This window comes from Mucilaginibacter gossypiicola (assembly GCF_900110105.1).
GTDB classification, from domain to species: Bacteria; Bacteroidota; Bacteroidia; order Sphingobacteriales; family Sphingobacteriaceae; genus Mucilaginibacter; species Mucilaginibacter gossypiicola.
The window spans coordinates 210,450-237,446 of the sequence record NZ_FOCL01000004.1; the positions used below are offsets into that span (position 1 = coordinate 210,450).

The following is a 26,997-nucleotide window of genomic DNA, read 5'->3' on the forward strand; positions in this document are numbered from 1 at the left end:
ATGGATACAGCGCAGGGAATTATATCAAATGCACAGGTTCATGAGCTTATTGACATTGTAAGAAAGGTTCATGGGTTTGATTTTTCGGGTTACACCAAAGCGTCATTAAAACGGAGGTTAACCCGTATCATGTTGCTCAATAAGTTTGAGTTTTATGACCTCAAACATGTGCTTATCAATAATTCGGATTTTTTTCAGAATTTCCTGGAAGAAATTACGGTTAACGTAACCGAGATGTTCCGCGATCCTTCATTTTATCGTGCGGTTAACACACAGGTTATTCCATACCTTTCAACCTATCAGCATACTAAAATATGGAGCGCGGGTTGTTCAACCGGCGAAGAGGTTTACTCTATGGCCATCTTGCTGAACGAAGCCGGCCTGGGTAAAAAATCGTTCATATATGGTACGGATATCAATACCGAGGTTTTGAAAGAGGCCCGTAAAGGTATTTACAGTTTGCGCAACATAAAAAGCTATGCCGAAAACTATCAGTACACTGGTTTAAAGGGTTCAATTACCGATCATTTTACCATTTTGTATGATGCGGCATCGATACATAATGAATTAAAGCAGAATACGTTATTTTCGGTACATAACTTAATATCTGATACCGTATTTAATGAGTTTCAGATGATAAGCTGCAGAAATGTTTTTATTTACTTTGAAACGTTTCTGCAGGAGCGGATCCTTGACCTGTTTTATGAAAGCCTTTGCCCGCTGGGGTATTTATGCCTTGGCAGCAAAGAAACTATCCGGTCCGATTCGTTTAAAAGTAAGTTTAAGGTGATCAACCAAAAGGAAAATATTTATCAAAAAGTTGGGACCTGATAAAAAGTTACTGGAGAGATGGCATGACGCCCAGATAGTTTTATTTGGCGGATCGGCAGGCTCGTTTAAAATTTTGTTCCGGATCATAAAAGATCTTCCCGAAAAACTGGGAAAAACTGTAATCCTTATCATACACAGGAAAAAAAATTTTTTCAGCGAAATAGAAAAACTGTTCGCCGAAAATAGCCGTATGTACATGCGCGAAATTGAGGACAAGGATATTCTTAAAACGAATACCATGTATATTGCTCCTGCAAATTACCATACGCTAATTGAGGAAGGCGGCTATTTTAGTTTGGATGTTTCGGAACCGGTTTGGTATTCAAAACCATCGATAGATGTTACTTTTGAAAGTGCTGCCGAAGTTTATGGCAATAAATGCGCAGCCATTTTACTTTCAGGTGCCAATCAGGATGGTGCAGGCGGTTTACTTAAATTACATGAAACCGGCGCACTTACTATAGCACAGGAACCTGCAGATGCCGAAATGCCCGAAATGCCGCGATCGGCTATCAATTTGGGAGCGGCCGATTATATTTTAACACAGGATGAAATTTTTAAGCTTTTACTATCGTAACAATCACCAACCCCCAATAAATATTAAATGACCCCTGTTAATATTCTTATAGTTGATGACAGAGAAGAGAACATCATTGCTCTGGAGGCATTGCTTAAACGCGATGATATCAAAATGTTTTCTACAACGTCGCCAAACGAGGCCCTTAAAATTGCCTGGGAAACTAATATCGCTATAGCGTTAGTTGATGTTCAGATGCCCGAAATGGACGGTTTTGAGCTGGTTGAAATGCTTAAATCAAATCCTCGTACCAAAGATATCCTGGTTATTTTTGTAACTGCAATTTCAAAAGAAGCCAAATATGCCGTTAAAGGCCTAGGTACCGGGGCTGTGGATTACCTTTATAAGCCGCTTGATCCTTACATTACATCGGCCAAGGTTGACTCGTTTGTGCAGCTGGCCCGTAACCAGGCCGAGATAAAGCAAAAAAATGACGTGCTGCAGGATTACGCCATTGTGGTAAAAAACTCGGCCGACATTATAGCTTCGGTTGATGCCCAAAGCCTCCGAATTGCGAATATAAACCCAACGGTCGAAAAAATAATGGGTTTTAAGCCTGAGGAATTGATTGATAAAAGCATCGTCGACCTGGCTATTGATGATCATAGGACAGCGTTTCGCAAAAAACTGGGCGAGATCATTAAAGATAATTTGAGCTTTGCCATTTTTGAGTTCAAATTTGAAACTTTTGATAAAAGGGTAATTTGGGTAGAATGCCGGGCAGCTTACCGCAATAAAACCATCTTTATCAATATCAGCGATATTTCTCCGCAAAAAAGTTACCAGGAGCAGCTCATCAAATCAAAAGAAAACGCAGAGTACAGCAAAAAGGTAAAGGAAACTTTTTTGGCTAACATGAGCCATGAACTGCGTACACCGGTTAATGGCATTATCGGCATTACATCGCTTTTACGTAAAACAAGCTTAACCGATCAGCAAAAAGGTATGCTCGATCTGCTCGATACTTCGTCAAAATCGTTACTTGGTGTGATAAACGATGTGCTTGATATCTCGAAGATAGAGGCGGGTAAATTCAGCATTGTACGTACTGCAAATAATGTTTATGATATTGTAAACTCAGTTTTCAACTTGCTTAAGTTTAAGGCCGATGAAAATAATATTGAGTTTCTGCTGGACATTGAAGAGGAAGTGCCTCAGTATCTTATGCTTGATTCATTGCGCCTCAATCAGATATTGATGAACCTATTGAGCAATGCCCTTAAGTTTACCGAAAGGGGATATGTAAAGCTTAAGATCACTGTACTTCAAAAGCATAATGATAAAGTAAAATTAAAGTTCAGCGTTGAGGACACCGGTATAGGGATTCCGGCCGACAGGCTTAACCGGATTTTTGAATCATTTGAACAGGCCGAAGAAGATACCGTAAGTAAATATGGCGGTACCGGTCTTGGCTTAACTATAGTGAAAAAGCTTGCCGAATTAAAAGGTGGGGAGCTTACAGTTAGCAGCCAGGTAGGCAGGGGCAGTACTTTTAATTTTGTAAACTGGTATACCATCAGTCTTAAACCTAAAGATAAGTTAACGCCTAAGAAAGATAGGGTACTGCCGCCATTTAACAACATAAAGGTACTGGTGGCCGAGGATAATATGGTGAACCAGTTCATGCTCTCGAAAATATTAAAGGATTGGAACGTAGAGGTTGAGATGGTTGATAATGGCCGCAAGGTTATTGAGAAACTCACCAATAAAGATTACGACATTATTTTAATGGATACCCACATGCCCGAAATGAACGGCTATCAGGCAGCCAAAACTATCAGGGTTGATTTTGAGGAGCCTAAACGGAGCACGCCAATTATATCGTTATCGGCCGCAAGTTATGATCATGAGCAGCAGGAGGCTTTAACGGCGGGGATGAATGATGTGCTTTCGAAGCCGTTTCAGCCGTATCAGTTGCATGAGAAAATATCGAGGTTGTTGAGGGTTGATGTTTAAAACTCAAGCTTGGTTTGCCCAACGCCCAGCACCTTTGCCTCGTGTTCAAGCAGCCATTTTTTACGCCAAACGCCGCCTGCATAACCTGTAAGGCTACCGTCTGAGCCTATTACCCGGTGGCATGGTACTACAACCCATAAGTGGTTTCGACCATTAGCGGAAGCTATTGCGCGTATAGCTAAGGGATTACTCATTTGGTTAGACTGCTGGGCGTAGGTAATGGTTGTTCCATACGGAATGCGCAATAACTCGTCCCAAACCTGTTGTTGAAATTCGCTGCCTTGTTGCTTTATCGGAAAAGTAAAATCTTTCCTTGTGCCTGCAAAATATTCGTTTAACTGGTCAATAGCTGTTTGCAATAACGGAGTGGGAGCAGGTTCAATTTCATATTCCTCGTCCCGTATTGATACTGATGCTATAAAGCCATCTTCTTCGGTAATACGGGCAATGCCAACTGGCGTGCGGAAATAAGCTATGGGCATGAGTAATTGGTATATGATAATCAAAAATAAGCTAATTTTTTTAGCTTGTCAAATCCCCGCCTCCACTCGCGGGTAATTATTACATTTGCGGTCATGAAACTTGTTAACGAAACCTGGTACCTGCTAAAAAAGGAAATTTTGCTGGAGTGGCGGTCTAAATATGCTTTTAATGGCGTTTTGCTATATGTGGTTTCAACAGTTTTTGTGTGTTATATTTCGCTTAATTTAAACCCCGGTTTTTCAAACAGCAGTGGTTACGCAATAGTCTGGAACGTATTGTTTTGGATTATTATGCTTTTTGCATCAGTAAATGCCATTGCCAAAAGCTTCATGCAGGAAAGTAAAAGCCGGTTACTCTACTACTATTCTATTGCCAGTCCTCAGGCCATTATCCTCTCTAAAACAATCTATAACATTTTGCTGATGGCTTTATTGAGCACATTGGCATTGGTGATATTTAAAGTGTTTTTCCCCAATACCCTCGGCGACCCATTATACTATTTCCTTGCTGTTTTATTGGGGAGCATTAGTTTTTCTACTGTTTTTACCATGATCTCGGCCATTGCATCAAAGGCCGGCAATAATGGTACATTGATGGCTATATTAAGCTTTCCGGTTATTATCCCGGTTATATTAGTGCTTATTAAATTAAGCAAAAGCGCTATGGATGGGGTAGACAGAAGCTTCTTTTATGGCAATATAGGTGTTCTATGTGCTATCAACGCCATTGTTATAGCTACGGCACTGCTGCTTTTCCCTTATTTGTGGCGCGATTGATCTGTTCGCGTTTTTCCGAATAATATCTTACTTGTTTTCGACACCGGGCCATTGAATATTGATTTTCGACCCGTTCGGATTTCATAATTGCTGCAAAACGGCAAAATCTGGCCGTTTTTATCATGTTTTTTTCTAATTTGATTTTAATTTGGATTAAGTCTAAATTAGTGATTAGTTTTGTCGCCGACTTAACCAAACAACAATGCATGCTAAAACCCTTACTTTAGTCATTTTTTCTTTTTTTGTTTCGGGCACGGTGCTGGCGCAGCAGCCAAATACCTCAACTGCCGAAGATTCTCTTAATAACAATAGCGGTAAAAGCTCTCTGTTAACAAACACCACTATTGGTGGTTACGGTAACGCTTTTTACCAGTACAATAACAATAGTAAAACTGCCAGGGTTGATCTGGAGCGCTTTGTGTTATTTGTTGGCCACAAGTTCAGTGATAAGATCTCTTTCTTTTCTGAAACCGAACTGGAAGACGCCAAAGTAAATGGCGGCGAGCCCGGCGGCGAGATCACCATTGAACAGGCTTATCTGAAGTTTAACCTCAATCCTAACCAATACATAGTTGCCGGTTTGTTTTTGCCGAGGATAGGCATCCTTAACGAAAACCACCTGCCAACCACCTTTAACGGTAATGAACGTAACTATGTAGAAACGTTGATTATTCCGGCGACATGGCGCGAGTTGGGCGTTGGCTTTTATGGTCGCTTAAATAACTTTCCGATAAATTATTCAATTGGATTGATGAACGGCTTAAGTGCCGGCGGTTTTACCCACGGTACAGGCATTATTGATGGCAGGTTTGAAGGCCGTAACGCAACAGGTACTAACCTTGCAGTTACCGGTGCGCTTCAATACTACCAAAGTGGTTTTAAAGCTCAGCTATCCGGTTATTACGGCGGTACAGTTGGCATCCGCAAAACGGAGGCTGATAGCCTTGGTTTAAACTCGGGTGTATTTGGCACCCCGGTTGCTATGGGCGAGGGTGATATCCAGTATAACGGACAAGGTTTTTCGGTGAAAATATTAGGCTCCATTCTTTCTATTAAAGATGCCGATAAGATCAACAGGGCTTATGCCAGCAACACCCCTAAAACAGCCTACGGTGCTTACGCCGAAATTGGTTACGATTTGCTTTACCGTAGCAATTATGGCAAAGCAAACGCCCCGCAGCTGATTGTTTTTGTGCGCGACGAAAAACTCGACCTGAATGCCAGTATCCCATCAAATGGTATAACCGATCAAACGCTTAATAAAAATTACGTAGTAGCGGGATTAACTTACCTGCCGCTTCGCAATGTGGTTGTTAAGGGCGATGTTAGGCTGGCTCATAGCGGTGTACAAAATCCGGCGCTGATCATTAACCCAAGCCCGGTTGCATTGCCTTATCAAACAAGCAATACTTTGATTAACCTCGGTATTGGATATTCATTTTAAACTTAAGCACTATGGATAGAAGAGAATTTGTTAAACAGTCATGTTCGCTATGCCTCGCGGCAGGTGCCGGCATGCTGGTGGGCTCGTTATCGGGCTGTGCTACCTTACCTGTTTATAAAGCGGCTGTAGCCAATAACACTGTTGCCGTTCCGGAAACCATTTTTGGTACAACTAATTTTCAATTGATCCAGCCAAAAAATCAGTATTACAATATTGGTTTAAAAAAAGAGGCTAACGGTACTTACACCGCTTTGCTGTTAAAATGTACCCATGCCGATAACCAGCTTACACCGGTTGGTAATAATGGCTACAAATGCGATTTGCACGGAAGCACTTTCAACAATGAAGGCCAGGTAACTGCAGGCCCGGCAGAACGCCCATTAAAAAAATACGCAACGGAAGTAATATCAAATCAAATCATAATTCATCTAACTTAATTTTTTACCATGAAAAATACCTTACTCGGCCTGTCATGCATAGCTGTTGTTGCCCTTAGCAGCTGCGGAAAAGACAAAACATCAGTTCAAAATACTACCGTTGATGAGCAGGAAGTAATAACCCAGTTTGTTAACGTTGTAGGTAACCCTAACTACGCCGATATACAGGTTAAGGCCACAGCATTAAACACCGCGATAGTTGCCTTTTTAGCTGCTCCGACAGATGCTAATCTTACTACCGCACGTGTAGCGTGGAAAAATGCCCGCCAGCCATGGGAACAGGCCGAAGGTTATTTATTTGGCCCGGTTGAAGATAATTATTACGATCCAACTATGGATAGCTGGCCTTTAAACAGAACAGATGTTGATGCCTTGATCGGAAGCTCAGATGCAATAACATTGACTTCTGTTGACGCTCTTGACGGTTTCTCAAAAGGCTTTCACGGCATCGAATACATTATTTTTGGCCCTGGTGGCACAAGAAAAGCGGCCGATATTACCGCACGCCAAAAAGATTACCTGAAATATACAAGCGAAAGCCTGCTCAATACAACTACAACCCTTCGTGATAGCTGGTTGGTAAAACCGGCCGATTACGCTAATGAGATCATCAACGCCGGAAAAGGAAGCACTGCTTTTAAAACTCGCAAGGACCTGTTTGTTACTATTGCAACTCAAATGGCTGCTATTTGCGAGGAAGTAGGTACAGGTAAAATGGCCGAGCCTTTTACAGAAAGGGATTCGACTAAAGACGAATCATCATATTCGCACAATACCACTACCGATTTCATTAACAATATACAAGGTGTGCTTAATGTTTACACCGCTACTTATAATGGTGCTAAAGGCACTACAAGCTTAAGTGCTTTGGTTGCTTCAAAAAATGCAGCTTTAGATACTAAGATCAAAACACAAATACAAACTGCACTATCGGCAATGGCTTTGATAACCCCAACTTTTGAAAAAGCTATTTACGATAACCGCGACAAAATTTCAAATAGCCAAACTGCCCTGGCAACCCTGCAAGCCACCCTTGAAGGCGATTTGATCACATTTATACAAACTAATATTAAGGACTAATTTTTAAAGTGAAGAAATTAAGCGTAATAGGCGCGTTGGTGCTTTTGGTGCTGCTGCTGGCAAAATGCCAGAAAGCAGCCCAATTCCCTGCAGATAAATATGACGAGCGTTTATCAGGAGGTGATGCTACTGTGTTTGATATTACCTCGCACTCGTTTGGCAACATGTTTCCCGCACTTTCGGGCTATGATGCAGAGGTTCATGGCTTAGGCGATGCAGCATTCAGCAAGATATTTGTTACTGCGCCTGCACCTATTAATCCTGGGTTAGGAACTATCTTCAATAACAACTCCTGCATTTCGTGTCATCATAACGATGGGATAGGCTTGCCAACAGCCGGCGAATCAAATTCGTCGCTCTTAGTGAGGATCAGCATTCCCGGTACCGATGAGCATGGCGGCCCACTTGCTGCACCCGGTTATGGTTTGCAATTGCAGGACAAAGCCGTTTTTGGAAAAACGCCCGAATGCAAGGTTAATATTACTTACACCGAGGTGGTATACAACTTTCCGGACGGTGAAAGCTATGCCTTGCGTACACCTGCATATACATTAAGCAATCTGTATACGGCTCTATCGGCAGGATACATGTTGTCACCGCGCCTGGCACCGCCAATGTATGGTTTGGGATTGCTGGAAGCCATACCTGAAAGTACCATCGTTGCCATGGCCGACCCTAATGATTCAAACGGCGACGGCATAAAGGGCCATGCCAACTATGTTTGGGATGTAGCGACACAGTCGCGCAAACTGGGCCGTTTTGGGTGGAAAGCCAACACCGCATCGTTGCTTACCCAGGTTGCTGCGGCTTACAACCAGGACATCGGTATTACCAATAAGATATTCCCTGTTGAAAACTCTTTTGGTCAGTCGCAATACGATGGGTTAAAAGATGATCCGGAACTGGCCGATAGTACATTAAATGCTGTAAGATTTTACGCGGCTACACTTGCTGTCCCGGCCCGCCGTGATGTTACCGATGCTACCAATAAAAGGGGCGAATTATTATTTAAACAAGGAAAATGTGAAAGCTGTCACCGCCAAACCCTTACAACAGGTATAAACGTAGCTTTTAAATCGGTTTCAAACCAGGTGATCCATCCTTATACAGATATGCTGGTACATGACATGGGGCCAGGCCTTGCCGATAACCGTCCCGACTTTTTAGCCGGTGGACAGGAGTGGCGTACTGCTCCGCTTTGGGGTTTGGGCTTGTTTGAAAAGGTTAATTATCCGGGCTATTATCTTCATGATGGCCGTGCCCGAAGCATTACCGAAGCCATTATGTGGCATGGTGGTGAAGCAGAATCGTCAAAAGTATTCTTTAGTACCTTATCAAAAGTTGACAGGGATGCGATGCTTAGCTTTTTGAAGAGCCTGTAATTAGTTTTTTCCTGATGATATTTTGAAGCGGCATGAAGTATTTCATGCCGCTTTTTATTATCTGAACCTGAATTTTTAGAATTAAGAAATTGACAGAATTAAAAAGGCGAGAAATTCTATAAATTCTTTAATTCAATAAATTCGAGTTCAGACACCACCGCAACAAAAATTATACATCAACAATTCATCAACCGTTCATAAAAAATGTGTTTTTTAGTAGATTGAAAAAATATCCTAATTTTATTTAATGCGTTTTTATTGGTTTTTGCTTATCGCGTTTATATGCCCGCTCATGGTTTCGGCGCAAACCGGTACTATTACAGGCAAGGTGGTGCGGGCTGATACTAAAAGCCCGGTAGCCAATGCCAGCGTATTTTTAAATAATGCCACTTACGGCACTTCTACAGCAGAGGATGGAACTTTTACTTTGGCAGGTGTAAAGCCGGGGCAATACCAGTTGGTGGTTACCGGTGTTAGTATTGAAGAGTATTCTACAACCGTATTGGTTGGCCGCGAACCTGCAAAACTGAGTATCGAGGTTAATCAAAAAGTACTGATGCTGCGCGAAGTTGTGATCAGCAGCAGTGCCGACTGGAAAAAGAACTACGAACTGTTCAGGAAGGAATTTGTCGGCGATACAGAAAACGGCAAGGAGTGTAAGGTTACCAATCCGCATATCCTTAATATTATTTACCACAGGGGCAAGCAGCAACTGGAAGCCTCTGGCGATGAGTTTTTGGTGGTAGAGAACCTAGCCCTGGGCTATCGTACCAAATTTTTGCTCAAAAACTTTTTATATGATGCTATTGAGCATACCATCTCTTATTCGGGAAGTGCCCTGTTCGAGAACCTGCCCGGCAGCGCTGCTCAGAAGAAGCTCTGGAAGCAGAAACGCGAGCAGGCTTATTATGGATCGGCCCAGCATTTTTACCGTTCGCTTTATAAAGGCAAACTAAAAGAAGAGGGATTTGAGGCGCATGATTTTACGAGACAAATTAACCCTGAACGGCCTGAAGAAGCAGTGCTGATGCAGAAGATGAAAAAATACCGTGAAGGCCCGCGCGATTCGGCGATGCGTTATTATAACCTGTCGAAGATGACTAAATGGTACCGGGAAAACCTCGCGAAGCTGCCTTACCAGGAGTTTGAGATCCTGCGTAAAACACCACAGGACGGCATCTATGCACTTACTTTTCCGCACTTTTTATACGTTGTATATACCAAACGCGAAGAAACTACAGAGTTTAAGGATGTTTATCATCCGTTGGATATGCCCAACTATGAAACCAGCATTATGACCAAATATTCGGGCTATATTGCTTTTGATATGAACGGTATTGTGGTATCAAGCCCAAGCCCGCTTTATGAAGGCTCATGGTCAAAAGCCAAGCTCGGCGATCTGCTGCCGGTGGATTATGAGCCGGGGGATTAGTTTGGTCATTAGGTCATTGCGTCATTAAGTCATTTTTTTATTTACAGAGATAATGACTCAATGACCTGATGACCTAATGACAATGAAATTTCACTACATTTGCCTGCATAAATCATATGAAGTTTATTTATCAAACATGGTGGAAGGTGGCGGCTGTTTTGCTGGTGCTATCTACCTTTTACACTGGCCTTGTTTTTAAAGCGCCGAGGCTGCCAATTATCCACGAAACCATCCGTAATTTGTATTTCCACGTACCTATGTGGATGGGGATGCTCACGGTATTTGTTGTATCGGTTTATTTCAGTATTAAATACCTGCAAACGGGTAAAGAGGAGCATGACCTTGCCTCGGTTGAGTGTGTTAATACAGGTTTGCTGTTTTACAGTTTAGGGCTTTTAACCGGTATGCTATGGGCAAAATATACCTGGGGCGAGTTCTGGAGCGGTGATCCTAAGCAAAACAGTGCTGCCATAGCATTTTTGTTGTATTGTGCTTACCTGGTGCTTCGTAACTCTATTGATGAGGAGCAGAAGCGGGCAAAAATCTCGGCTATCTACAACATATTCGCATTCCCGATTATGATCGTGCTGATATTTGTTTTGCCCCGTTTAACAGATTCATTACACCCCGGCAGCGGTGGTAACCCTGCATTTGGTAAATACGACCTGGATAACGGCATGAAGATAGCCTTTTACCCGGCCATGCTGGGCTGGAGCTTTATTGCCCTTTGGATAGCAACCATCCGCTACCGCATCCGTTTAATTGAGAATAAGAAGAACGCTATAAATTAAGATGAAGAAATTAACGCTTTTATTGTTACTGCTTACTTTTTGTACCGCCGTTTTCGCGCAGCAGGGGCAGCAAGTTGAAATGGCCGACGCCCTGCGCCAATCGGGAAAAATTTACGTAGTTGTGGTAACTATTTCCATAATTTTTGTTGGCCTGGCCATTTACCTGTTTTCTATAGACCGCCGGTTAAAAAAAGTCGAAAACGAAAAGTAGTTCAAATAATATGTTTAAACAATTTAAACATATTATTCAAGGCGGTGTTGGGTGGTGTATAGGGCACACTAACTAAGAAATATTTGCAATATTGATAAAAATTGTACCAAATTTGCTCACTTTTTTAAGAGATTAATATTTATACAATAGTTATGGCTACGAATATTTTGATTGCCGACCAAGAAACACACTTCTTTAGCGACGTGTGTAAAAACTTCGATCATGCCGCCCAATTTACTAAACACGATGCGGGCCTGCTTGATCAAATTAAATCATGTAACAGTGTTTACCGCTTCCGTTTCCCGATCCGCAAGGGCAATAGCTTTGAGGTAATTGATGCGTGGCGTGTAGAGCACTCGCACCACCAGTCGCCAACTAAAGGCGGTATCCGCTACAGCGAAATGGTGAATGAGGATGAGGTAATGGCCCTTGCCGCGCTCATGACCTACAAATGTGCTATTGTAAATGTCCCGTTTGGCGGTGCTAAAGGCGGTATCAAAATTAATCCTAAAAATTACACGGTAAGCGAGCTGGAAAATATTACCCGTCGTTACACAGTTGAATTGATCAAAAAGAACTTTATCGGCCCAAGCATTGACGTACCAGCGCCTGACTATGGATCTGGCGAACGTGAAATGAGCTGGATTGCTGATACTTATGCTACCATGAACCCTGGTCAGCTGGATGCTATGGGGGCTGTAACCGGTAAACCTATTGCCCTGCACGGTATTGCAGGCAGGAGGGAAGCTACCGGTCGTGGTGTGGCTATTGCTACCCGTGAGTGTGTGAGCGTTGGTGAGGATATGCAAAAGATCGGTTTGTTGCCAGGCTTGTCAGGCAAAAGGGTAATTGTTCAGGGCCTTGGTAACGTAGGTTACTATTCGGCTAAGTTTTTATCCGAAATGGGCGCGATCATTGTCGGGCTTTGTGAGTTTGAAGGCGCCATTTATAATGAGAACGGTTTAGATATCGAGGCGGTATTTCAGCATCGGAAGGCTACCGGTTCTATTTTAGGCTACGCTGCTGCAATACAAGAGTTTACCAATACCATGGAAGGCCTTGAGCAACCATGTGATATCCTTGTGCCAGCCGCCCTTGAAAATCAAATTACAGAAGCAAACATCCGCAACATACAGGCTAAGATCATTGTTGAAGGTGCTAACGGCCCAACATCACCTGAAGCCGAAGCTATATTTTATGCCAACGGCGGCATGATCGTCCCAGATATGTTTGCCAACGCAGGCGGTGTAACCGTATCATACTTTGAATGGTTAAAGAACCTGAGCCACGTAGCTTTCGGCAGGATGAACCGCAGGTTTGAAGAAAACTCCAACCTTAACCTCGTGAACATGGTTGAAGGCATTACCGGGGTTGCTTTAACCCCGATTCAACGTTCAACCATTATTAAAGGTGCATCAGAGCTTGAACTGGTAAACTCAGGTTTGGAAGATACCATGATCCGCTCATACCACGAGATCAGGGAGATCTACAAAAGCAATCCGGAGATCGGTACGCTGCGTAATGCAGCCATGGTTGGTGCTATTAATAAAATAGCGGTATCTTACCAGAACCTGGGTATCTGGCCATAATTAAGGATTTAATAGTTTTATATATAACGAGGTGGGTTTGAAAAAGCCCGCCTCGTTTTTGTTTTTCATCTACCCCGCGATAGGGGTTGTAGCGGATACCGGCCAATGAGCGCAAAGCCTGCAGGCGTATGAGCGTAAAGCCCGGGCCGCAGGCATCGCCCAAAATATTGTCTGAACCGAAATTAAACGAATTATAGGAATTTATTGAATTCGTTACGGATTCTGAGAATTCTTTAAATTCAATAAATTCGAGTTCTGACATTTTGTTATTCTATCAAGAATGATTCTAAATAATACATATGTCTTGTAATAAACATTATTAGCTGCACGTTTTGTATTTTTGCAAATCGTTATTTTAATTATATAAACCGCGGATGAAAAAAAGTGCAATTTTTGGTCTTGTTGTTATCGCTATAGCTATAGCGGTTATTATTAGTGTTTATTCAAGCTCCAGCACCTATGCTTCTTTTGCCGAAGCACAGCAAACCAGCAGCGAACTGCATGTAATAGGCCATTTTAGCAAGGGAAAAGAAATGGTTTATGACGCCACTAAGGATGCCAATTATTTTTCATTTTATATGAAAGATAACAAAGGCGAGGAGCGTAAAGTTGTTTTTACCGGTACCAAACCGGAAGACTTTGAGCGTTCAGAGCAACTGGTACTTACCGGCCAGATGGTTGGCAGCGAGTTTCACGCCTCAAAGATCCTGATGAAATGTCCATCCAAATACACCCAGGATAAGTTAGAAGTTACAGAAGCGAAGGCTAAACAAGCCAGCATTTAATCATTTTTGATGAATACAGTTTTTAAGGGCGAACACCTTTTACCGGGACAAATCGGCCAGTTTTTTATTGTTCTTTCGTTTGGTGCAGCCCTGCTGTCATTTATAAGTTACTATTTTGCTACTACAGATGATGCCGGTAAGGCCGACAGCAGCTGGCAGCGTTTAGGCCGTTTAGGTTTTTACGTAAATTCCATATCTATTTTAGGAATGGGCACCTGCCTGTTCTATGTGCTTTACAATCATTATTTCGAGTATCATTATGCCTGGGCTTATACCTCGCGTTCATTGCCTGTTTATTATCTGGTTTCGGGTTTCTGGAACGGGCAGGAGGGAGGCTTTTTGCTGTGGGCCTTTTGGCAGGCTGTTTTAGGTAATGTACTTATTGCAAGGGCCAAATCATGGGAACGCCCGGTAATGACTGTTGTGGCCCTGTCGCAGGTGATATTGGGTACCATGGTGTTGGGGATCGATATTTTCGGTCAGCGGATAGGCAGTTCGCCATTTTTGTTGTTACGTAACTCGGGTATAGAAGCGCCAATATTTTCACAGCCTAACTACCTGGACTTCATAAAAGATGGGCAGGGCATGAACCCTTCGCTGCAAAATTACTGGATGGTGATTCACCCGCCTACTTTATTCCTGGGTTTTGCTTCAATCGTTGTTCCGTTTGCTTATGCTGTTGCCGGGCTTTGGCAAAAACGCTATAAAGAATGGGTACAACCGGCGTTATCGTACGCTTTATTTGGCTCCATGATATTGGGTACAGGTGTTATCATGGGTTCGTTTTGGGCATACGAGTCACTAAATTTCGGCGGCTTTTGGGCCTGGGACCCGGTAGAGAACGGCTCGATATTTCCATGGTTAACTATGGTTGCGGCATTGCACGTACTTATCGTATTTAAAAATACAGGTCACTCCTATTTTACGGCTACAATGCTGGTGTTGCTGAGCTTTGTACTTGTATGGTACACGTCATTCCTTTCAAGGAGCGGTATTTTGGGTGAAAGCTCTGTACACGCCTTTACCGATTTGGGTATGTTTTGGCAGCTGGTTATCGGCATCCTGATATTCCTGGTATTATCTGTTTTTGTTTTGGTGTGGCGATGGAAAGAACTGCCCATCACCAAAAAAGACGAAGAAACCTACTCCCGCGAGTTTTGGATGTTTGTTGGTTCGGTATTTTTAGGGCTGTCATGTTTCCACCTGATTGTGGTAACGTCGGTTCCGGTATGGAACGCCATGTTTGGCACCAAGATAGCGCCGCCGGCCGATGCTGTTAAACATTATAACGTGATCCAGTCGTCGTTTGCGTTTGTGGTTACCTTACTTACCGGGTTTACGCAATTCCTAAAATATAAAAAGACTGATATTACCCGGTTTTTCATTACCACCGGTGTTTACCTGGTATTTGCCATATTGGTAACGGCGCTTATTGTTTACTTAACAGGTGTTTATCGCCTTAATTTCGTGTTCAATTTGGTAATGTGTGGTTCGGTTTACTCGGTTATTGCCAATGCCAAAGTTTTGGTTGATGCCTTTAAGGGCAAGTTTAAGCTGGCCGGTTCGGCGGTGGCGCATTTGGGTTTTGGCTTGCTGATGGTTGGCGCAGTGATAGCTGCGGGTACCAGTAAAATAGTTTCTGAAAATGCAAGTGGTGTGGTTAACGTGCAAGGCTTTGATGCCAAAGCAGGTAATGCCCGCGAAAACATTATGATCTACAAAAATACCCCGGTAAAAATGGGTGATTATACAGTTACCTATCTTGGCGATTCGATATCATCACCATACCATTTTTACAGGGTTGATTATAAAAAGTTTGATGCCAATGGCAAAGTCTTGGAGAACTTTGTGCTTAAACCTAAAGTACAGGCCAGCCGCGATGCGGGGATGTCTTCATCTCCTGATACAAAACATTACCTGTTAAACGACTTGTATACACACGTTACCGCCATCCCAAGTGAAGGTTTTGCCATGCAGGGCGAGGCCGGGCACGATGAAGGTAACGACGACAAAAACTATGATGAGCCTGTAGTTCACGAAGTAGCCATTGGCGATACCATCAGGTACCGCGACGGCTTTATGCTGGTTAAATCATTAAACAAACAAGCTACTGTACAAAATATTCCGCTTACTGCCAATGATGTGGCTATTGGTGCCAACATCGAGGTTCATGCTCATGATGGCAAAGTGTACAATGCCGAGCCTGTATTTATGATCAGGGGAGGGAATGTGTTTGACTTTGCCCGTAAGGTTGAGGATGCCGGTTTAAAACTACGTTTCTCAAGGATCAATCCTGAAAATAAAAAGGTAGAGATCACTGTTTATCAGCAGCCGCAAAATAAACGCCCGTGGATCGTGATGCGTGCCATTAGCTTTCCGTATATCAACTTCTTCTGGAGTGGTACCATCATTATGGTTATTGGCTTCCTGCTTTCTATTCAAAGGCGTAATAAAGAACTTAAAACCGTTTAATTCTATTAGATGGATTTGACCGGGCACCGGTATAATATAGCTCATAACGGGTTTACTGTTATTGAGGATATTTATACCGGTGCCGAAGTTAGCGCCATTATCAACGCTATTGAATCTGTCGACAGGGCAGGTCCACTTTTTCGTCAAACGGATGATGTATTTGCTATAAGGCAGTTTCTGAAAGCTGTTCCGGATGCGTTTCCTCTTATATTTAATAACAGGCTAAAAAACGTTATCTCCAATGTTTTTGGCGATTATTACTTTGCTGTTAAATCTATCTATTTCGATAAGCCCGGATCATCCAACTGGTTTGTAGCCTGGCACCAGGACTTGACTATCTCGGTGGATAAGAAAATAGATATAGCAGGTTATGGCCCCTGGACAGTTAAGCATAACCAGTTTGGCGTGCAGCCACCAATAGATATCCTGCAGGATAACTTCACCATCCGCATCCACCTTGATGATACTGATGAAGGCAATGGTGCTTTGAAAGTATTACCCGGTTCTCATCTCAAAGGAATCTATCGCCCCGAAAATATCGATTGGCAACAGGAAACCGAGGTAAGTTGTAACGTACCAGCCGGTGGTATCATGATCATGAGGCCATTGCTTATGCATGCGTCAAACCGTACTACCAATAATAAAAAGAGGAGGGTAGTGCATATCGAATTTAGCAGGGCTGAATTGGTGGAAGGGATTGATTGGGCTGAAAAGCGTTAAAAACTGCTTGTAGATGATTCACCGGCGGCTATAAAAGCAAGATCATATCTCCGCCATGTCATTGCGAGGCACGAAGCAATCGCGAACTATACAGAGCGGCTCTACTAATTGGGGATTGCTTCGTGCCTCGCGATGACGCTTTGGATAAATTGAGTTTATCCCTTCAAAAACGACAGGATCTTAGCATTCACCGTATCAGCTTTTTCAATCATCGGTAAATGTGCAGCATCATCAACCGGGAAATAATCAACCTTCAATACACTGCGAATAGAGTCTGCAAAACGTGGCGGTAAAGTTTTATCAGCTTTGCCCCATATCAGCAATACATTTTTGCCTGCGCTATTTAAACAAGTGTTACTTTGTCGGCCGTTTTGGTTGTAATTGTACATGGTTGAAACAAGCGCATTCCTGAAACCTTTATATCTCATTTGAGGCAGATAGCGTTTTATCCAATCAGGGTGTTTTTTGGGGTAAAGAAAGTCCGTTGTTTGTCCATTGGCCCGTTCGTCGGAATTTACAGCCTCATTGTATAGGGTAAAATATTGTGGCGACGCCGGTTTTTTTTGTTCGTATACAGGATCAACAAGAATTACTTTATTAATCAGGTTAGGGTGGCTGCAGGTAAAGTTCGTTATTACCGCGCCGCCAAATGATACGCCAGCTAAATTTACTTTGTTTCCTAATTTAAGCTGATTGATGAGATCAAGAATTTGCGTATTGTAAAGGTTTTGGGTGTAAGGAACATCGGGCCTGTCTGAGTACCCCCTGCCATACATATCATATCGCAATACTTTGTATCCCTTTTTTACAAGGTAATCATAGGTATTATCCCAGATATAATAAGGTACGCTAAAGCCGTGAACAAGAATAATAACCTGGGCGCTGTCCGGGCCTTCAAGCTGATAGTGGGTTACACCCTGGCTTAATTTGATAAAGCTGCCGGGAACGTTTTTGCGGCTGGCATCGGTTAAGGTTTTGGTTTCTTTATTGTTATATCTATAGAAGCCGTATAGTATTAATGACGCGGCCCCGACAAGAAATATCACAATTATAATGCTTACTTTAAGTATTTTCATGCGGTATTAGATGTTGGTTTCTAAAATACAGAAATATTTATACTACAGTTAGTTAAATAATTATATCCATTGTAAAGATTATATGAACATAACCATAATAGGCTCCGGCAACGTAGCAACGCATATGGCCGCAGCCTTTAAAAATGCCGGGCATCGCATTATACAGGTGTACAGCCGCAACATGCAGCATGCTGCTTTGCTGGCCTACCATGTAGGTGCTGAAGCCATCGATAGCCTTGACAATATCAATCCCGATACAGGGTTGTTTGTTGTTTCGGTTAAGGACGATGCTATAACGGCTGTTGTTAAAGCACTATCTGCCCATAAAAAGTTAATCGTGCATACATCGGGTTCAACCGATTTGAACAGTTTACTGGCTTTTACTCCAAATGCCGGGGTTTTTTACCCGCTTCAAACTTTCAGCAAGATAAGAGAGGTTGATTTCAGGTCTGTCCCGCTCTGTCTTGAAGGTGCCGATGATCGTATCCTTGCTGATTTAAAGCAGCTCGCATTCACCATCAGCAACAATGTATACGCCGTAAACTCGGCCCAGCGTAAAATATTGCACCTGGCAGCGGTATTTGCCTGTAATTTCCCTAACTATTTATATGGGGTTGCGCAGGAATTGCTGGCGCAAAACCAGATGGAGTTTAGCCTGCTGCGCCCACTGATCCTGGAAACGGCCCAAAAGGTATTGGAGCAGGAACCCCGCAATGTACAAACAGGCCCGGCAGTGCGTAATGATGAAGGCACCATGGCTGCGCATATGCAGATGCTGAGCGATATGCCTATGTTACAGGATGTTTATACTTTATTAAGTCAGGGTATTATCAAAAACAATAAAGGGCTTACCGCACCCGAGTAATTTTGTTACTTTTGCTTAAATGAACATTTATAAAATAAAGGTCAATTTCGAGGAGAAAGGGCACGAAAGTGTTGAGTTGCCAATTGCCGAAGGAGAATCTGTATTAGACGTATGCCTGGAGAATGGCATCGAACTACAGCATAATTGCGGTGGTGTTTGCGGATGCAGCACCTGCCATGTTTACGTTAATAAAGGGATGGACAACATCCAGGAAATATCCGATAAGGAAGAGGATTTCATTGATAGGGCTGTTAACCCTCGTATTAACTCACGCCTGGGCTGCCAGTGTGTTATTGTTGATGGCGATATTGAAGTTACCCTGCCTGATCAGTCGCAGTTTTTAGGCCACTAATATTTGCATTAATCCGTTTAAAACAATAAATAAAACGTATAACTAACGTATTAGCGTAACCTTCGGGTAGTACGTAAAATTAATAAAAATGAGCGATAATAAATTTGCCTTGCCAATTCACTGGAATGATTATGAAGATATTGCCATTGAACTTTACGAAAAGTTTGGTGATGATTTTGACGAATCAAGAATATACCGCATCCGTTTTACCGAATTGTTGGAGTGGGTATTAAGCCTGCCTAATTTTGCAGGTACCCGTGCCGAATCAAATGAAGGCCACCTGGAGCAGATCCAATCGGCCTGGGTATACGAGTGGCGCGATAATCAATAGTTCAGTTTGCAGTTTTAAGCTGGCAGTTTGCAGTTAAGCTGCAGCTTTAACAGTTAGCATGGTTTAAAGCGATTCTGCGAGCAGAAGGAATAAGTTAAATCACCATAATAATCGATGAAATCAATCAATTATCGGTGAAATCAAAAAAAAATGGAATCGTTCCTGAATAAATTAAAAGATATTACCACCCTCATTTTTGATGTGGACGGCGTTTTAACCGATGGATCTGTTTTTGTAACAGAATCTGGCGAACAGAGCCGCGCTTTTAACATCAAAGATGGTTATGCGCTGCAATTGGCCGTTAAATGTGGCTATAATGTTTGTGCAATATCGGGCAGCCGCTCAAAAAGTGCTATGTACCGGTTAAACAGCCTGGGCATTCAGGATGTTTATATGGGTACACATACTAAATCGCAAAGGTTTAAGATCTACCTCGAAGAAAAAAGTATTATTGCCACCAATGTATTATACATGGGCGACGATATTCCCGACCTGGAAGTGATGAAACTTGCAGGTTTACCTGTTTGTCCTGCCGATGCGGTTGAAGAGATCAAGGCAGTTAGCGCCTACGTATCTCCCTATGGTGGTGGCAAAGGCTGTGCCCGCGATATTATAGAAAAAGTGCTCAAAGTTCAGGATAAATGGATGAGCAAACAGGCGTATAGCTGGTAAGGCTTACAATAAAAGATATGTCATTGCGAGGCACGAAGCAATCGCGAACTTTGCAGCTCGGTTCTGTATAGCGTGCGATTGCCACGCTATCGCTCGCAATGACATGAAAAAATAACAATTCAACATGCATAACATCCCCCCCGTAATTCTCGCATCAAAATCGCCAAGACGTCAGGAACTGCTTGGGCTCATGGATGTCGATTTCAGAGTGGTGCTCAAAGATGTTGATGAATCATATCCCGAAGGATTAACCCCGCCCGAAGTCGCTTTACATATAGCCCGAAAAAAGGCCGAAGCATTTGATGAAACAGTAGGGGATGAGGTTGTGCTTACCGCTGATACCATAGTTTGTATCGATGGCCTGATATTGGGTAAACCAGAAACCCGCGAACATGCAATTGAAATGCTGCAAATGCTATCTGGCCGTGTACACCAGGTTATTACGGGCGTATGTTTGCTTTATAAGGGGCGCTACAATAACTTCTACGATCTGACAGAAGTATTCTTCCGAAAGCTTTCTGATACCGAAATCAGTAATTATGTAAATAAATACCAGCCGCTTGATAAGGCCGGATCATATGGTATCCAGGAGCTGATAGGTCTGATAGCCATTGAACGCATTGAAGGCTCATATACCAATGTTGTTGGTTTGCCCACCGAAAAGGTGTACGCACAATTGATTAGCTTAAGCAAATAACTTTCCTGTTATTAATTAAAAATATGTAATACACTGGTGCAGGAGTTGTGCTGCCGCGAGTGTATGAAGGGGACTCGTGTCTTCCCGGCTTGTTTTATTCGTCGTAACATTTTAGCTAAACATCGTTGCTTTTTGATAAAACGGGTTTTTCCGGCATATTTAAATAAATAATTATATAAATTAAACCTTTGTTTCCTGCATAGTCTAATGTTTTAAATAAAGGGAGTAATTTGTCATGAAAAAAACTATTAATACAGGGCTGGTGTTTTTGCTGGTGGCCACCTTGTCTGCTTGCAGCAGTTACAATTATTACACCGCTGCCCGAAACAAAACAGATTTATCCGCTTACCGAACATTTGCCTGGCTACCTCCTGCAACCATGACCAATAAAGCCGGCGCAGTTGTTAAAAAGGAAGTGGCTGATGAAAGAGTTAGGGATGCAGCGATATCGGCATTGGAAAACAAAGGTCTGAAATTTCAGGAAAACAACCCCGATTTGATGGTGAGTTACACAACAGTTACCGGCCGGGGAATGAAAACTGAATTTTATCCTGCTTACTACGGCGGCTATCCGGGCTTTGGCTTGGGTTTTGGCTGGGGATGGGGTGGTGGCTGGGGCTACCGTCCGTTTTATGGCTACGGCGGCTGGGGCTGGGGATATCCTTACGGATATGGCTACGGCTACGGTGGCGGCGGCTATGCCCGTGTACCTTACAAAGAGGGTACGTTGATCATCGATATTATGGATGCCAGGTCGCGTAAGCTGGTATGGCGTGGTTTTGGCGTAGGCGAACTACACAATCCACAAAGAACTGTGAAGGAATTGCCAAAAGTAGTTAGCGGCATTATTGAGCAGCTTGAACTTAACCAGGTACAACAACAGCCACAGGTACCGATGAGAAAAGCATGAGAAATTTGCTGATCGATTTTATTGAACTAAATGCAAAAATCCCTTTGGGCCTTAAGCCTGAAGGGATTTTTGTTTGCGGTATAAATGAAATGCAGCAAAAGCAAACGCAGCTACAGCTAATACGATAACCCAGGTATCAAGCGGACAGAACGCGTCGTCATCTGCGCTATCGCAATTGAAGTCTATCTGAGCAAAACAACTTACGGTTGCTATTACCCAAATAAGGCTGGTAAAAAAAATCTTCTTTATCATATGCACAAATCGCTTTTTATAGTTTTACAAATTTACCGGTGCCAATCAACTGCTTGGTTTTGTTGTCAATAACCCTTATAATGTATGTTCCGGGCACAAAGCTGGCCACGTTGTTTTTCCAATACAATTGAGTAATATTTACTGTCTTCAATAGCATACCACTACTGTTAGTTAATTGAATATTATAGTTAGCCGATGAGTTGGTTTGGGATATAGTTAAGTTTACGGTTTCGTGTACAGGGTTTGGATATATGGTAAGCAGGCTGTTGCTTATGTTACTTTGAGTATTTGCATACATCAACGGTAACTCTTTTGACAGGGTGATATCATTGTTTAGATCAGTTAACTGAACGCGGTACTTATTTAAGCCTTTTGCCGGGTCGGGGTCGGTATATGAATAGGTACCTAAACCGTCGGACTGTATAACATTCAAATCTTCCCAGGTTTTGCCGTTATCAATACTTCTTTGCAGGCTAAATGACGTATAGTTTGCTTCATTTTCAACAGTCCAGGTTGTTTTGGCTCCGTCACTTACTTTCACAGCGTTAAAATCAATCAGTTTAAGGGCCAACGCAGGATCTTGGCGCATTATTAGCTGAAAGCGGTCTGCTCCAAAAGTAGCAGGCGTGCCTTTATCAATATTATAGCTGTAAGCGTTGTTGTGTTTGAGGTCGACAGAATCTTTGGTGAAATTATCTTTAAGCCATACTTCGTAAATGGCAGGAAGATCTTTAACGTCGAATAGTTTAATTTTATAGGTGCCCGATGTTGTGGCATCTGCAAAAAGCGGGATTATCACCTGGGTTTTTCCGGGTAGCGGACGATGGTGGATGCTTGTTTTTACACTGTCGCTTGTTAATGCCGAGAAGCTTTCCAGTGCACCGTTTCCGCCAAGGTCTTCAGCATCTTTATTCTTATCGAAATTTGCGGTAGCCCATTTATCAAAAACCAGTGCAACGCCATCAAAATTAGCCTCGTCTTTTTCAAGCAGGAGATGCATGACAGGGCTGGGTTGTGAAACTGGTTCGCTTACACTTGCGGCAGCAAGCGGTGTGTTTGCGGCGCTCATGATGGCTTTACTACCTGTACCCAAAGCCTGCGCAATTGGTGTTTTGCCTTGCGGTAGGCTAAACACTCCGGTAAGCGTAGTTGATAAAGGTTGGGTAGTCACTTTGGCCGACTCCCTGAAAGTTAAAGCCTGGCCACTGCCATTTGCGATAACAAAAAAGCCTTGCCCGCTTGCTATCATATTGCTTGCTGCGCCGCCTACTACACTTTGTACACCAGGGTTAACGGTTGTGGTGGTATCATTAACGGAGGTTATCTGCCCTGCATTCTGTTGGTAGCTTTCGTAATTTTTTGTTGTTAAATTGTACACCCATATGAAAGCTAACGGCGGTACATTTCCTGCGGTAGTTGTGTAAATCTGGGCTTTTTGTCCGGAAATATAAATTGAAGAGGCGGCATTGGCATTACCGCCAGATGTTCCCTTGCGGTTAAACTTTTCAAAATTTATGGTGCTGGCATAGGGGTTGCCCACAAGGTTGTAACCTTGCAGGTTGTTCATAGCCGGATTTGAATATTGTAACGTTGATGTGCCATCATACCAGTTTGCCACGGTAATATTGCCCTGGTTTAATGTTCCTGTTTCGGTCATTGTGGTTGGCTGAGGAACATAAGTTGTATAGATAGCGTTGGCTATAGAGCCGGCAGCAGTACGATCTCCACGGAAAAAGAATACGAAGCCATTGCCTGCACCGATTGACCTGGTGCCGGTTTCCCCATCAAAAGAGTAGGGCGATGTTAAACTGTTAACCCCTCTGAAATAGCCCGATGTAAAAGAACTTTTGCTTGCAGGCTGGCTTTCTTTAAAAAAGTAAATGGAAGGGTTATTGGCTCCCGGCGAAACATCAAAACCACCCGCTGCTAATGTTGTGCCGGTAACAAACGCGTTATTTTTAAGATATGCCAGTGTAAATACTTTGATAGGAGCTCCTGTATTAACAGAAGAAGTCAACAAACGGTACCCCCTGTATTTTGTTGCACCACCATTAATATAGCGTTGCACATTTACGTTGCCGGTAATTGCTGTACCGGAAGGGATACTTGCAACCGTGGCTGAACCTGTAGCATCAGAGTTTAATGTTAAAACCCCGCCGGCCGCTAAAGTAGCAGTACCACCCATGGTAAGTATGCCCGAAGAAGATACTGCAAATTTACCGGTGCCCGACATGGTTTTGGTACCACTGCCATTAACAGTAACATTGTTGAATTTTGTGCCGTTTGTACTGTTATCGGTAAGGGATTGCGCACCTGCTTTACTGAAGAAAACAGTACCGGTTCCGGGTGTAAACGTCCCCGTGTTGGTATAATCGCTATTGTAAATTACGCTTCCTGAGCCGCAGGTAAAAGTACCTGCAGTATTGGTATATGCACCGGTGAAAGTTGCTGTGCCCGATCCTGTTGTGATGGAGGAGCCTGATGAATTACCATAGGTGCCCGTGAAGGTAAGCGTGCCTGAAGCTCCCGTTATTACCGAGCTGTTAGTAGTGTTGCCGGTTATGGCTATGCTGCCAGATCCTTGTGTTACATTGGCAGAGTTGGTCCAGTTTCCTGTAACAGTAATGGTAGGATTATTAGTATTTAGATTTATTGCGCCCCCGCTGGTGATCCAGTTTCCGCTTATAGTTAATGCGCCGCCGTCAACAGTTTTAGCCGCTGCTCCGGATAAAGTAAGGTTATCATAGTTAGAAGGAGTGGCCCCGATAAAACTATCATTAGTAGCATATACTGTTTGTGTGCCCGAAGTGGCAGCATAGTTTACAAGTCCGGTGCCGGTACCGCCGGTTGTGAAATCAATACTACCGCCTGTAGCAGCACTTATTGGGGTATTGCCCGTTAGGTTTAACGTAGTAGCCCCGGTGCCTGTATCCATATCAACTAAGGCGGCATTGGTTATTGTGTTGAGGCCATCATTCCGGTTTACATAGTTTGCATTGGTGGTTGAGATATTGCTTACGGTTAACGTGCCTGAGTTTAAATGAAACGTTGCGTTGTTAACAGAATAATTTTGCAGGAATATCAATGCATAGGTGCCAAGTGCCGAAGATGTAGTATTTAATGTCAGTGAATTAGTGATATTGAATACAGGAACTGTAGCGTTTATCGTAGTTGTATTTGAGGTTGGAGTAGTGAATGATGTAGGTGCCGGAGGAGTTGTGCCATCTCCAACTACAAATGAGTTGCAGTTCAATGTACCGGTTCCTGAACCGGTAATGGTTGTTGTTACATCGCCGGTGCTGCTGTTATGGTTTTGCGTTATGGCTCCGTTTACCGTGAGTGAATAGGTGTTATTGATAGTTAATAAAATAGATGGGGATCCGGTTAATGTACTTTTTGTGGGGCCAAGTATCAATGAGGCGACATTAGGAACACTGCTTTGAACGGTGGGCTGGTTTTTAAATGAAACAACACCTATACGTGCAACGTTGCTTGTGGTTGGAACAGTTGCGGGGCTCCAGTTACCGGTATTGTTCCAGTTATTGTCTGATGCCCCCGTCCAATCGATTGCGTTTACAAACGTGATGACATTGCCATTTGATGACGGGCCTGTATACGTAATGGATGAGCTGTTACCATTGCCCATAAGTGTATTAATGCTGGTAACTGTAATAGTGCCGGTAGGGCTTCCGCCATAATTCAATTGGCTTTTTACGGTACCTGTATAAAAGTAATAGCCCGGTACCGAGTAAGACCCATCTGTATTACCCGAACTTGATATAAGATCACCTACACTGTAATCCTGTATAGCATTTCCTGTATAGTTTACCGAACCAATCAATGCATCAGAAGAAGTAGAGTAGTATGAATCATCCGACCGGTAAAGGCTGCCGGAACCATTAAAATATGCCTCAAAGCCTGCTCCGGTGGTATTCATCACTAACTGATTGATAATAAAGTTACCCCTTGATATTATTTTCAGGCCGTAAAGGATCACGCTTTCGCTCTCGTAGTAAGGGGGCTGGGTTACGTTATTGGCTGTTCCGTTTGCGCCTGTTGTTGTAAACTGAAGCACACGGGTATACATATCAAAATTATCCCACTGAAAACGACCGGCAGTAGTGCATGTTGATTCGAGATAGGAATAATAATAAGTGCTGTACCCGCTGCCCGTTGTGCTGGTACTTGAGGCAACAAGCGTTTTGGCTGTGGTCATCCCCGCTACAAAAACGTCCTTAAAAATAGCCCAGCGGCCATCTTTTAAGCGCTGTACTTTGATCATATATGTTTGCTGATCATTGGCCATCGTTGCATTAAGAAGCTCATTGTAATGACCAGATGACGTGCCGCTATCATACCTGTACCGTAGGCTTAGTGTTGTGCCGGTGTGGGTTATATAAATGCCTTGCATATTATTGGTGGTATAACCATTGGCAATAAGCCAGTAACGCCAGGTATTGTTGCCAACAGCCATTACGTCTGGGTCAGAAGGGCCGGTTGCACTATTGTTTTTATAAATGAAATTCCATTCAAAATCATTCTGGGTCATATCAACACTACCAGATGTGCCGCTTCCAACAAAATCCCAGCGAATTGCACTTATAGCATTGGTTGACGGCACTGCCGATCTTAAGCTTACCGAACCATTTAGGGGACTTGTAGTTGACGCATCGATAGTAATTGACGAGCTTGTGCGGGTTGCATTACCAACACCGCTTGCGCCTAATGATGTTATATTATTGGCCGACGAAGTTTCAAAGTTATTGTAGTAATAGGTGAGGTTATCACTGGTTTCCTGGGCAGCAACTCTGTTAACCAGGCACAGCAGGTATCCGGCAAATAAAACGCAGAGTAATTGTGTTTTCAAGTTAATTAG

At 43.0% G+C, this 26,997-nt stretch carries 25 protein-coding genes; 21 read left to right on the forward strand and 4 right to left on the reverse strand.

Annotation, left to right across the window (positions count from 1 at the left end; genetic code table 11):
* The 3 genes from BMX50_RS14620 to BMX50_RS14630 are packed head-to-tail and all read left to right on the forward strand — an operon-like array spanning position 1 to position 3,364.
* A complete protein-coding gene (locus BMX50_RS14620) occupies positions 1-831 on the forward strand; it encodes a CheR family methyltransferase (RefSeq protein ID WP_208864714.1) in 831 nt (276 codons plus the stop codon).
* A complete protein-coding gene (locus tag BMX50_RS14625; protein WP_167667927.1) occupies positions 821-1,408 on the forward strand; it encodes a chemotaxis protein CheB in 588 nt (195 codons plus the stop codon). The genes BMX50_RS14620 and BMX50_RS14625 overlap by 11 nt, the downstream gene beginning before the upstream one ends.
* A gap of 27 nt (positions 1,409-1,435) precedes the next feature.
* On the forward strand, positions 1,436-3,364 hold the full coding sequence (locus tag BMX50_RS14630; RefSeq protein WP_091211285.1) for a hybrid sensor histidine kinase/response regulator: 1,929 nt from the start codon (positions 1,436-1,438) through the stop codon (positions 3,362-3,364).
* Here BMX50_RS14630 and BMX50_RS14635 read toward each other — a convergent pair.
* Positions 3,361-3,846, reverse strand: a complete 486-nt coding sequence (locus BMX50_RS14635) for a methylated-DNA--[protein]-cysteine S-methyltransferase (RefSeq protein ID WP_091211286.1) — start codon at positions 3,844-3,846, stop codon at positions 3,361-3,363. The two genes, BMX50_RS14630 and BMX50_RS14635, sit on opposite strands and share 4 nt — an antisense overlap.
* A gap of 93 nt (positions 3,847-3,939) precedes the next feature.
* On the opposite strand from BMX50_RS14635, the gene BMX50_RS14640 reads away from it, so the two are divergent.
* The 12 genes from BMX50_RS14640 (at position 3,940) to BMX50_RS14700 (ending at position 16,966) form a co-directional block, all read left to right on the forward strand.
* Entirely contained in the window at positions 3,940-4,623 is a 684-nt protein-coding gene (locus tag BMX50_RS14640; protein WP_091211287.1) for a heme exporter protein CcmB, read from the forward strand.
* Between the two features lie 202 nt (positions 4,624-4,825).
* Positions 4,826-6,067, forward strand: coding sequence for a hypothetical protein (locus BMX50_RS14645; RefSeq protein WP_091211288.1), 1,242 nt, complete (start codon positions 4,826-4,828; stop codon positions 6,065-6,067).
* 11 nt (positions 6,068-6,078) lie between these two features.
* A complete protein-coding gene (locus BMX50_RS14650; RefSeq protein WP_091211289.1) occupies positions 6,079-6,504 on the forward strand; it encodes a QcrA and Rieske domain-containing protein in 426 nt (141 codons plus the stop codon).
* Between the two features lie 9 nt (positions 6,505-6,513).
* Positions 6,514-7,584, forward strand: a complete 1,071-nt coding sequence (locus tag BMX50_RS14655) for an imelysin family protein (RefSeq protein WP_091211290.1) — start codon at positions 6,514-6,516, stop codon at positions 7,582-7,584.
* 8 nt (positions 7,585-7,592) lie between these two features.
* Positions 7,593-8,966 carry a di-heme oxidoreductase family protein gene (locus BMX50_RS14660; protein WP_167667931.1) on the forward strand — a complete coding sequence of 458 codons (1,374 nt, stop codon included), beginning with the start codon at positions 7,593-7,595 and terminating at the stop codon, positions 8,964-8,966.
* A 247-nt stretch (positions 8,967-9,213) separates the two neighbouring features.
* Positions 9,214-10,398 carry a carboxypeptidase-like regulatory domain-containing protein gene (locus BMX50_RS14665; protein ID WP_091211292.1) on the forward strand — a complete coding sequence of 395 codons (1,185 nt, stop codon included), beginning with the start codon at positions 9,214-9,216 and terminating at the stop codon, positions 10,396-10,398.
* A gap of 116 nt (positions 10,399-10,514) precedes the next feature.
* Positions 10,515-11,189, forward strand: coding sequence for a cytochrome c biogenesis protein CcsA (gene ccsA, locus BMX50_RS14670; RefSeq protein WP_243480982.1), 675 nt, complete (start codon positions 10,515-10,517; stop codon positions 11,187-11,189).
* Position 11,190: 1 nt separating this feature from the next.
* Positions 11,191-11,400, forward strand: a complete 210-nt coding sequence (locus tag BMX50_RS14675; protein ID WP_091211293.1) for a CcmD family protein — start codon at positions 11,191-11,193, stop codon at positions 11,398-11,400.
* A 152-nt stretch (positions 11,401-11,552) separates the two neighbouring features.
* A complete protein-coding gene (locus BMX50_RS14680) occupies positions 11,553-12,989 on the forward strand; it encodes a Glu/Leu/Phe/Val family dehydrogenase (protein ID WP_091211294.1) in 1,437 nt (478 codons plus the stop codon).
* Positions 12,990-13,363: 374 nt separating this feature from the next.
* Positions 13,364-13,774, forward strand: coding sequence for a cytochrome c maturation protein CcmE domain-containing protein (locus tag BMX50_RS14690; protein ID WP_091211296.1), 411 nt, complete (start codon positions 13,364-13,366; stop codon positions 13,772-13,774).
* A 9-nt stretch (positions 13,775-13,783) separates the two neighbouring features.
* Complete coding sequence (gene ccsA / locus BMX50_RS14695) at positions 13,784-16,246, forward strand: cytochrome c biogenesis protein CcsA (protein ID WP_091211297.1); 2,463 nt, start codon at positions 13,784-13,786, stop codon at positions 16,244-16,246.
* Positions 16,247-16,255: 9 nt separating this feature from the next.
* A complete protein-coding gene (locus BMX50_RS14700) occupies positions 16,256-16,966 on the forward strand; it encodes a phytanoyl-CoA dioxygenase family protein (RefSeq protein WP_091211298.1) in 711 nt (236 codons plus the stop codon).
* A gap of 155 nt (positions 16,967-17,121) precedes the next feature.
* Here the strand turns inward: BMX50_RS14700 and BMX50_RS14705 are convergent, their stop codons facing one another.
* Entirely contained in the window at positions 17,122-18,042 is a 921-nt protein-coding gene (locus tag BMX50_RS14705) for an alpha/beta fold hydrolase (RefSeq protein ID WP_091211299.1), read from the reverse strand.
* Positions 18,043-18,124: 82 nt separating this feature from the next.
* Between BMX50_RS14705 and BMX50_RS14710 the strand changes: the two genes are divergently transcribed.
* The 6 genes from BMX50_RS14710 (at position 18,125) to BMX50_RS14735 (ending at position 21,869) form a co-directional block, all read left to right on the forward strand.
* On the forward strand, positions 18,125-18,907 hold the full coding sequence (locus tag BMX50_RS14710) for a Rossmann-like and DUF2520 domain-containing protein (RefSeq protein WP_091211300.1): 783 nt from the start codon (positions 18,125-18,127) through the stop codon (positions 18,905-18,907).
* A gap of 19 nt (positions 18,908-18,926) precedes the next feature.
* Entirely contained in the window at positions 18,927-19,259 is a 333-nt protein-coding gene (locus BMX50_RS14715) for a 2Fe-2S iron-sulfur cluster-binding protein (protein ID WP_091211301.1), read from the forward strand.
* Between the two features lie 88 nt (positions 19,260-19,347).
* Complete coding sequence (gene iscX, locus BMX50_RS14720; RefSeq protein ID WP_091171429.1) at positions 19,348-19,590, forward strand: Fe-S cluster assembly protein IscX; 243 nt, start codon at positions 19,348-19,350, stop codon at positions 19,588-19,590.
* 150 nt (positions 19,591-19,740) lie between these two features.
* Positions 19,741-20,262: a KdsC family phosphatase gene (locus tag BMX50_RS14725; RefSeq protein ID WP_091211302.1), complete on the forward strand. Its 522-nt coding sequence runs from the start codon at positions 19,741-19,743 to the stop codon at positions 20,260-20,262.
* A 124-nt stretch (positions 20,263-20,386) separates the two neighbouring features.
* Positions 20,387-20,959 carry a Maf family protein gene (locus BMX50_RS14730; protein ID WP_091211303.1) on the forward strand — a complete coding sequence of 191 codons (573 nt, stop codon included), beginning with the start codon at positions 20,387-20,389 and terminating at the stop codon, positions 20,957-20,959.
* A gap of 235 nt (positions 20,960-21,194) precedes the next feature.
* A complete protein-coding gene (locus BMX50_RS14735) occupies positions 21,195-21,869 on the forward strand; it encodes a DUF4136 domain-containing protein (RefSeq protein ID WP_091211304.1) in 675 nt (224 codons plus the stop codon).
* A 51-nt stretch (positions 21,870-21,920) separates the two neighbouring features.
* On the opposite strand, the gene BMX50_RS14740 is transcribed toward BMX50_RS14735, so the two are convergent.
* Positions 21,921-22,121, reverse strand: a complete 201-nt coding sequence (locus BMX50_RS14740; RefSeq protein ID WP_091211305.1) for a hypothetical protein — start codon at positions 22,119-22,121, stop codon at positions 21,921-21,923.
* Positions 22,122-22,137: 16 nt separating this feature from the next.
* On the reverse strand, positions 22,138-26,988 hold the full coding sequence (locus tag BMX50_RS14745; RefSeq protein WP_091211306.1) for a T9SS type A sorting domain-containing protein: 4,851 nt from the start codon (positions 26,986-26,988) through the stop codon (positions 22,138-22,140).
* Between the last annotated feature and the right edge of the window lie 9 nt (positions 26,989-26,997).

Coding starts and splice junctions, on each gene's coding strand:
- BMX50_RS14675 (WP_091211293.1), top strand. CDS start 11,191: ATGAAGAAATTAACGCTTTTATTGTTACTGCTTACTTTTTGTACCGCC.
- BMX50_RS14650 (WP_091211289.1), top strand. CDS start 6,079: ATGGATAGAAGAGAATTTGTTAAACAGTCATGTTCGCTATGCCTCGCG.
- BMX50_RS14620 (WP_208864714.1), top strand. CDS start 1: ATGGATACAGCGCAGGGAATTATATCAAATGCACAGGTTCATGAGCTT.
- ccsA (WP_243480982.1), top strand. CDS start 10,515: ATGAAGTTTATTTATCAAACATGGTGGAAGGTGGCGGCTGTTTTGCTG.
- BMX50_RS14715 (WP_091211301.1), top strand. CDS start 18,927: ATGAACATTTATAAAATAAAGGTCAATTTCGAGGAGAAAGGGCACGAA.
- BMX50_RS14635 (WP_091211286.1), bottom strand. CDS start 3,846: ATGCCCATAGCTTATTTCCGCACGCCAGTTGGCATTGCCCGTATTACC.
- BMX50_RS14710 (WP_091211300.1), top strand. CDS start 18,125: ATGAACATAACCATAATAGGCTCCGGCAACGTAGCAACGCATATGGCC.
- BMX50_RS14730 (WP_091211303.1), top strand. CDS start 20,387: ATGCATAACATCCCCCCCGTAATTCTCGCATCAAAATCGCCAAGACGT.
- BMX50_RS14630 (WP_091211285.1), top strand. CDS start 1,436: ATGACCCCTGTTAATATTCTTATAGTTGATGACAGAGAAGAGAACATC.
- BMX50_RS14705 (WP_091211299.1), bottom strand. CDS start 18,042: ATGAAAATACTTAAAGTAAGCATTATAATTGTGATATTTCTTGTCGGG.
- iscX (WP_091171429.1), top strand. CDS start 19,348: ATGAGCGATAATAAATTTGCCTTGCCAATTCACTGGAATGATTATGAA.
- BMX50_RS14700 (WP_091211298.1), top strand. CDS start 16,256: ATGGATTTGACCGGGCACCGGTATAATATAGCTCATAACGGGTTTACT.
- BMX50_RS14665 (WP_091211292.1), top strand. CDS start 9,214: ATGCGTTTTTATTGGTTTTTGCTTATCGCGTTTATATGCCCGCTCATG.
- ccsA (WP_091211297.1), top strand. CDS start 13,784: ATGAATACAGTTTTTAAGGGCGAACACCTTTTACCGGGACAAATCGGC.
- BMX50_RS14725 (WP_091211302.1), top strand. CDS start 19,741: ATGGAATCGTTCCTGAATAAATTAAAAGATATTACCACCCTCATTTTT.
- BMX50_RS14690 (WP_091211296.1), top strand. CDS start 13,364: ATGAAAAAAAGTGCAATTTTTGGTCTTGTTGTTATCGCTATAGCTATA.
- BMX50_RS14640 (WP_091211287.1), top strand. CDS start 3,940: ATGAAACTTGTTAACGAAACCTGGTACCTGCTAAAAAAGGAAATTTTG.
- BMX50_RS14645 (WP_091211288.1), top strand. CDS start 4,826: ATGCATGCTAAAACCCTTACTTTAGTCATTTTTTCTTTTTTTGTTTCG.
- BMX50_RS14655 (WP_091211290.1), top strand. CDS start 6,514: ATGAAAAATACCTTACTCGGCCTGTCATGCATAGCTGTTGTTGCCCTT.
- BMX50_RS14680 (WP_091211294.1), top strand. CDS start 11,553: ATGGCTACGAATATTTTGATTGCCGACCAAGAAACACACTTCTTTAGC.
- BMX50_RS14735 (WP_091211304.1), top strand. CDS start 21,195: ATGAAAAAAACTATTAATACAGGGCTGGTGTTTTTGCTGGTGGCCACC.
- BMX50_RS14740 (WP_091211305.1), bottom strand. CDS start 22,121: ATGATAAAGAAGATTTTTTTTACCAGCCTTATTTGGGTAATAGCAACC.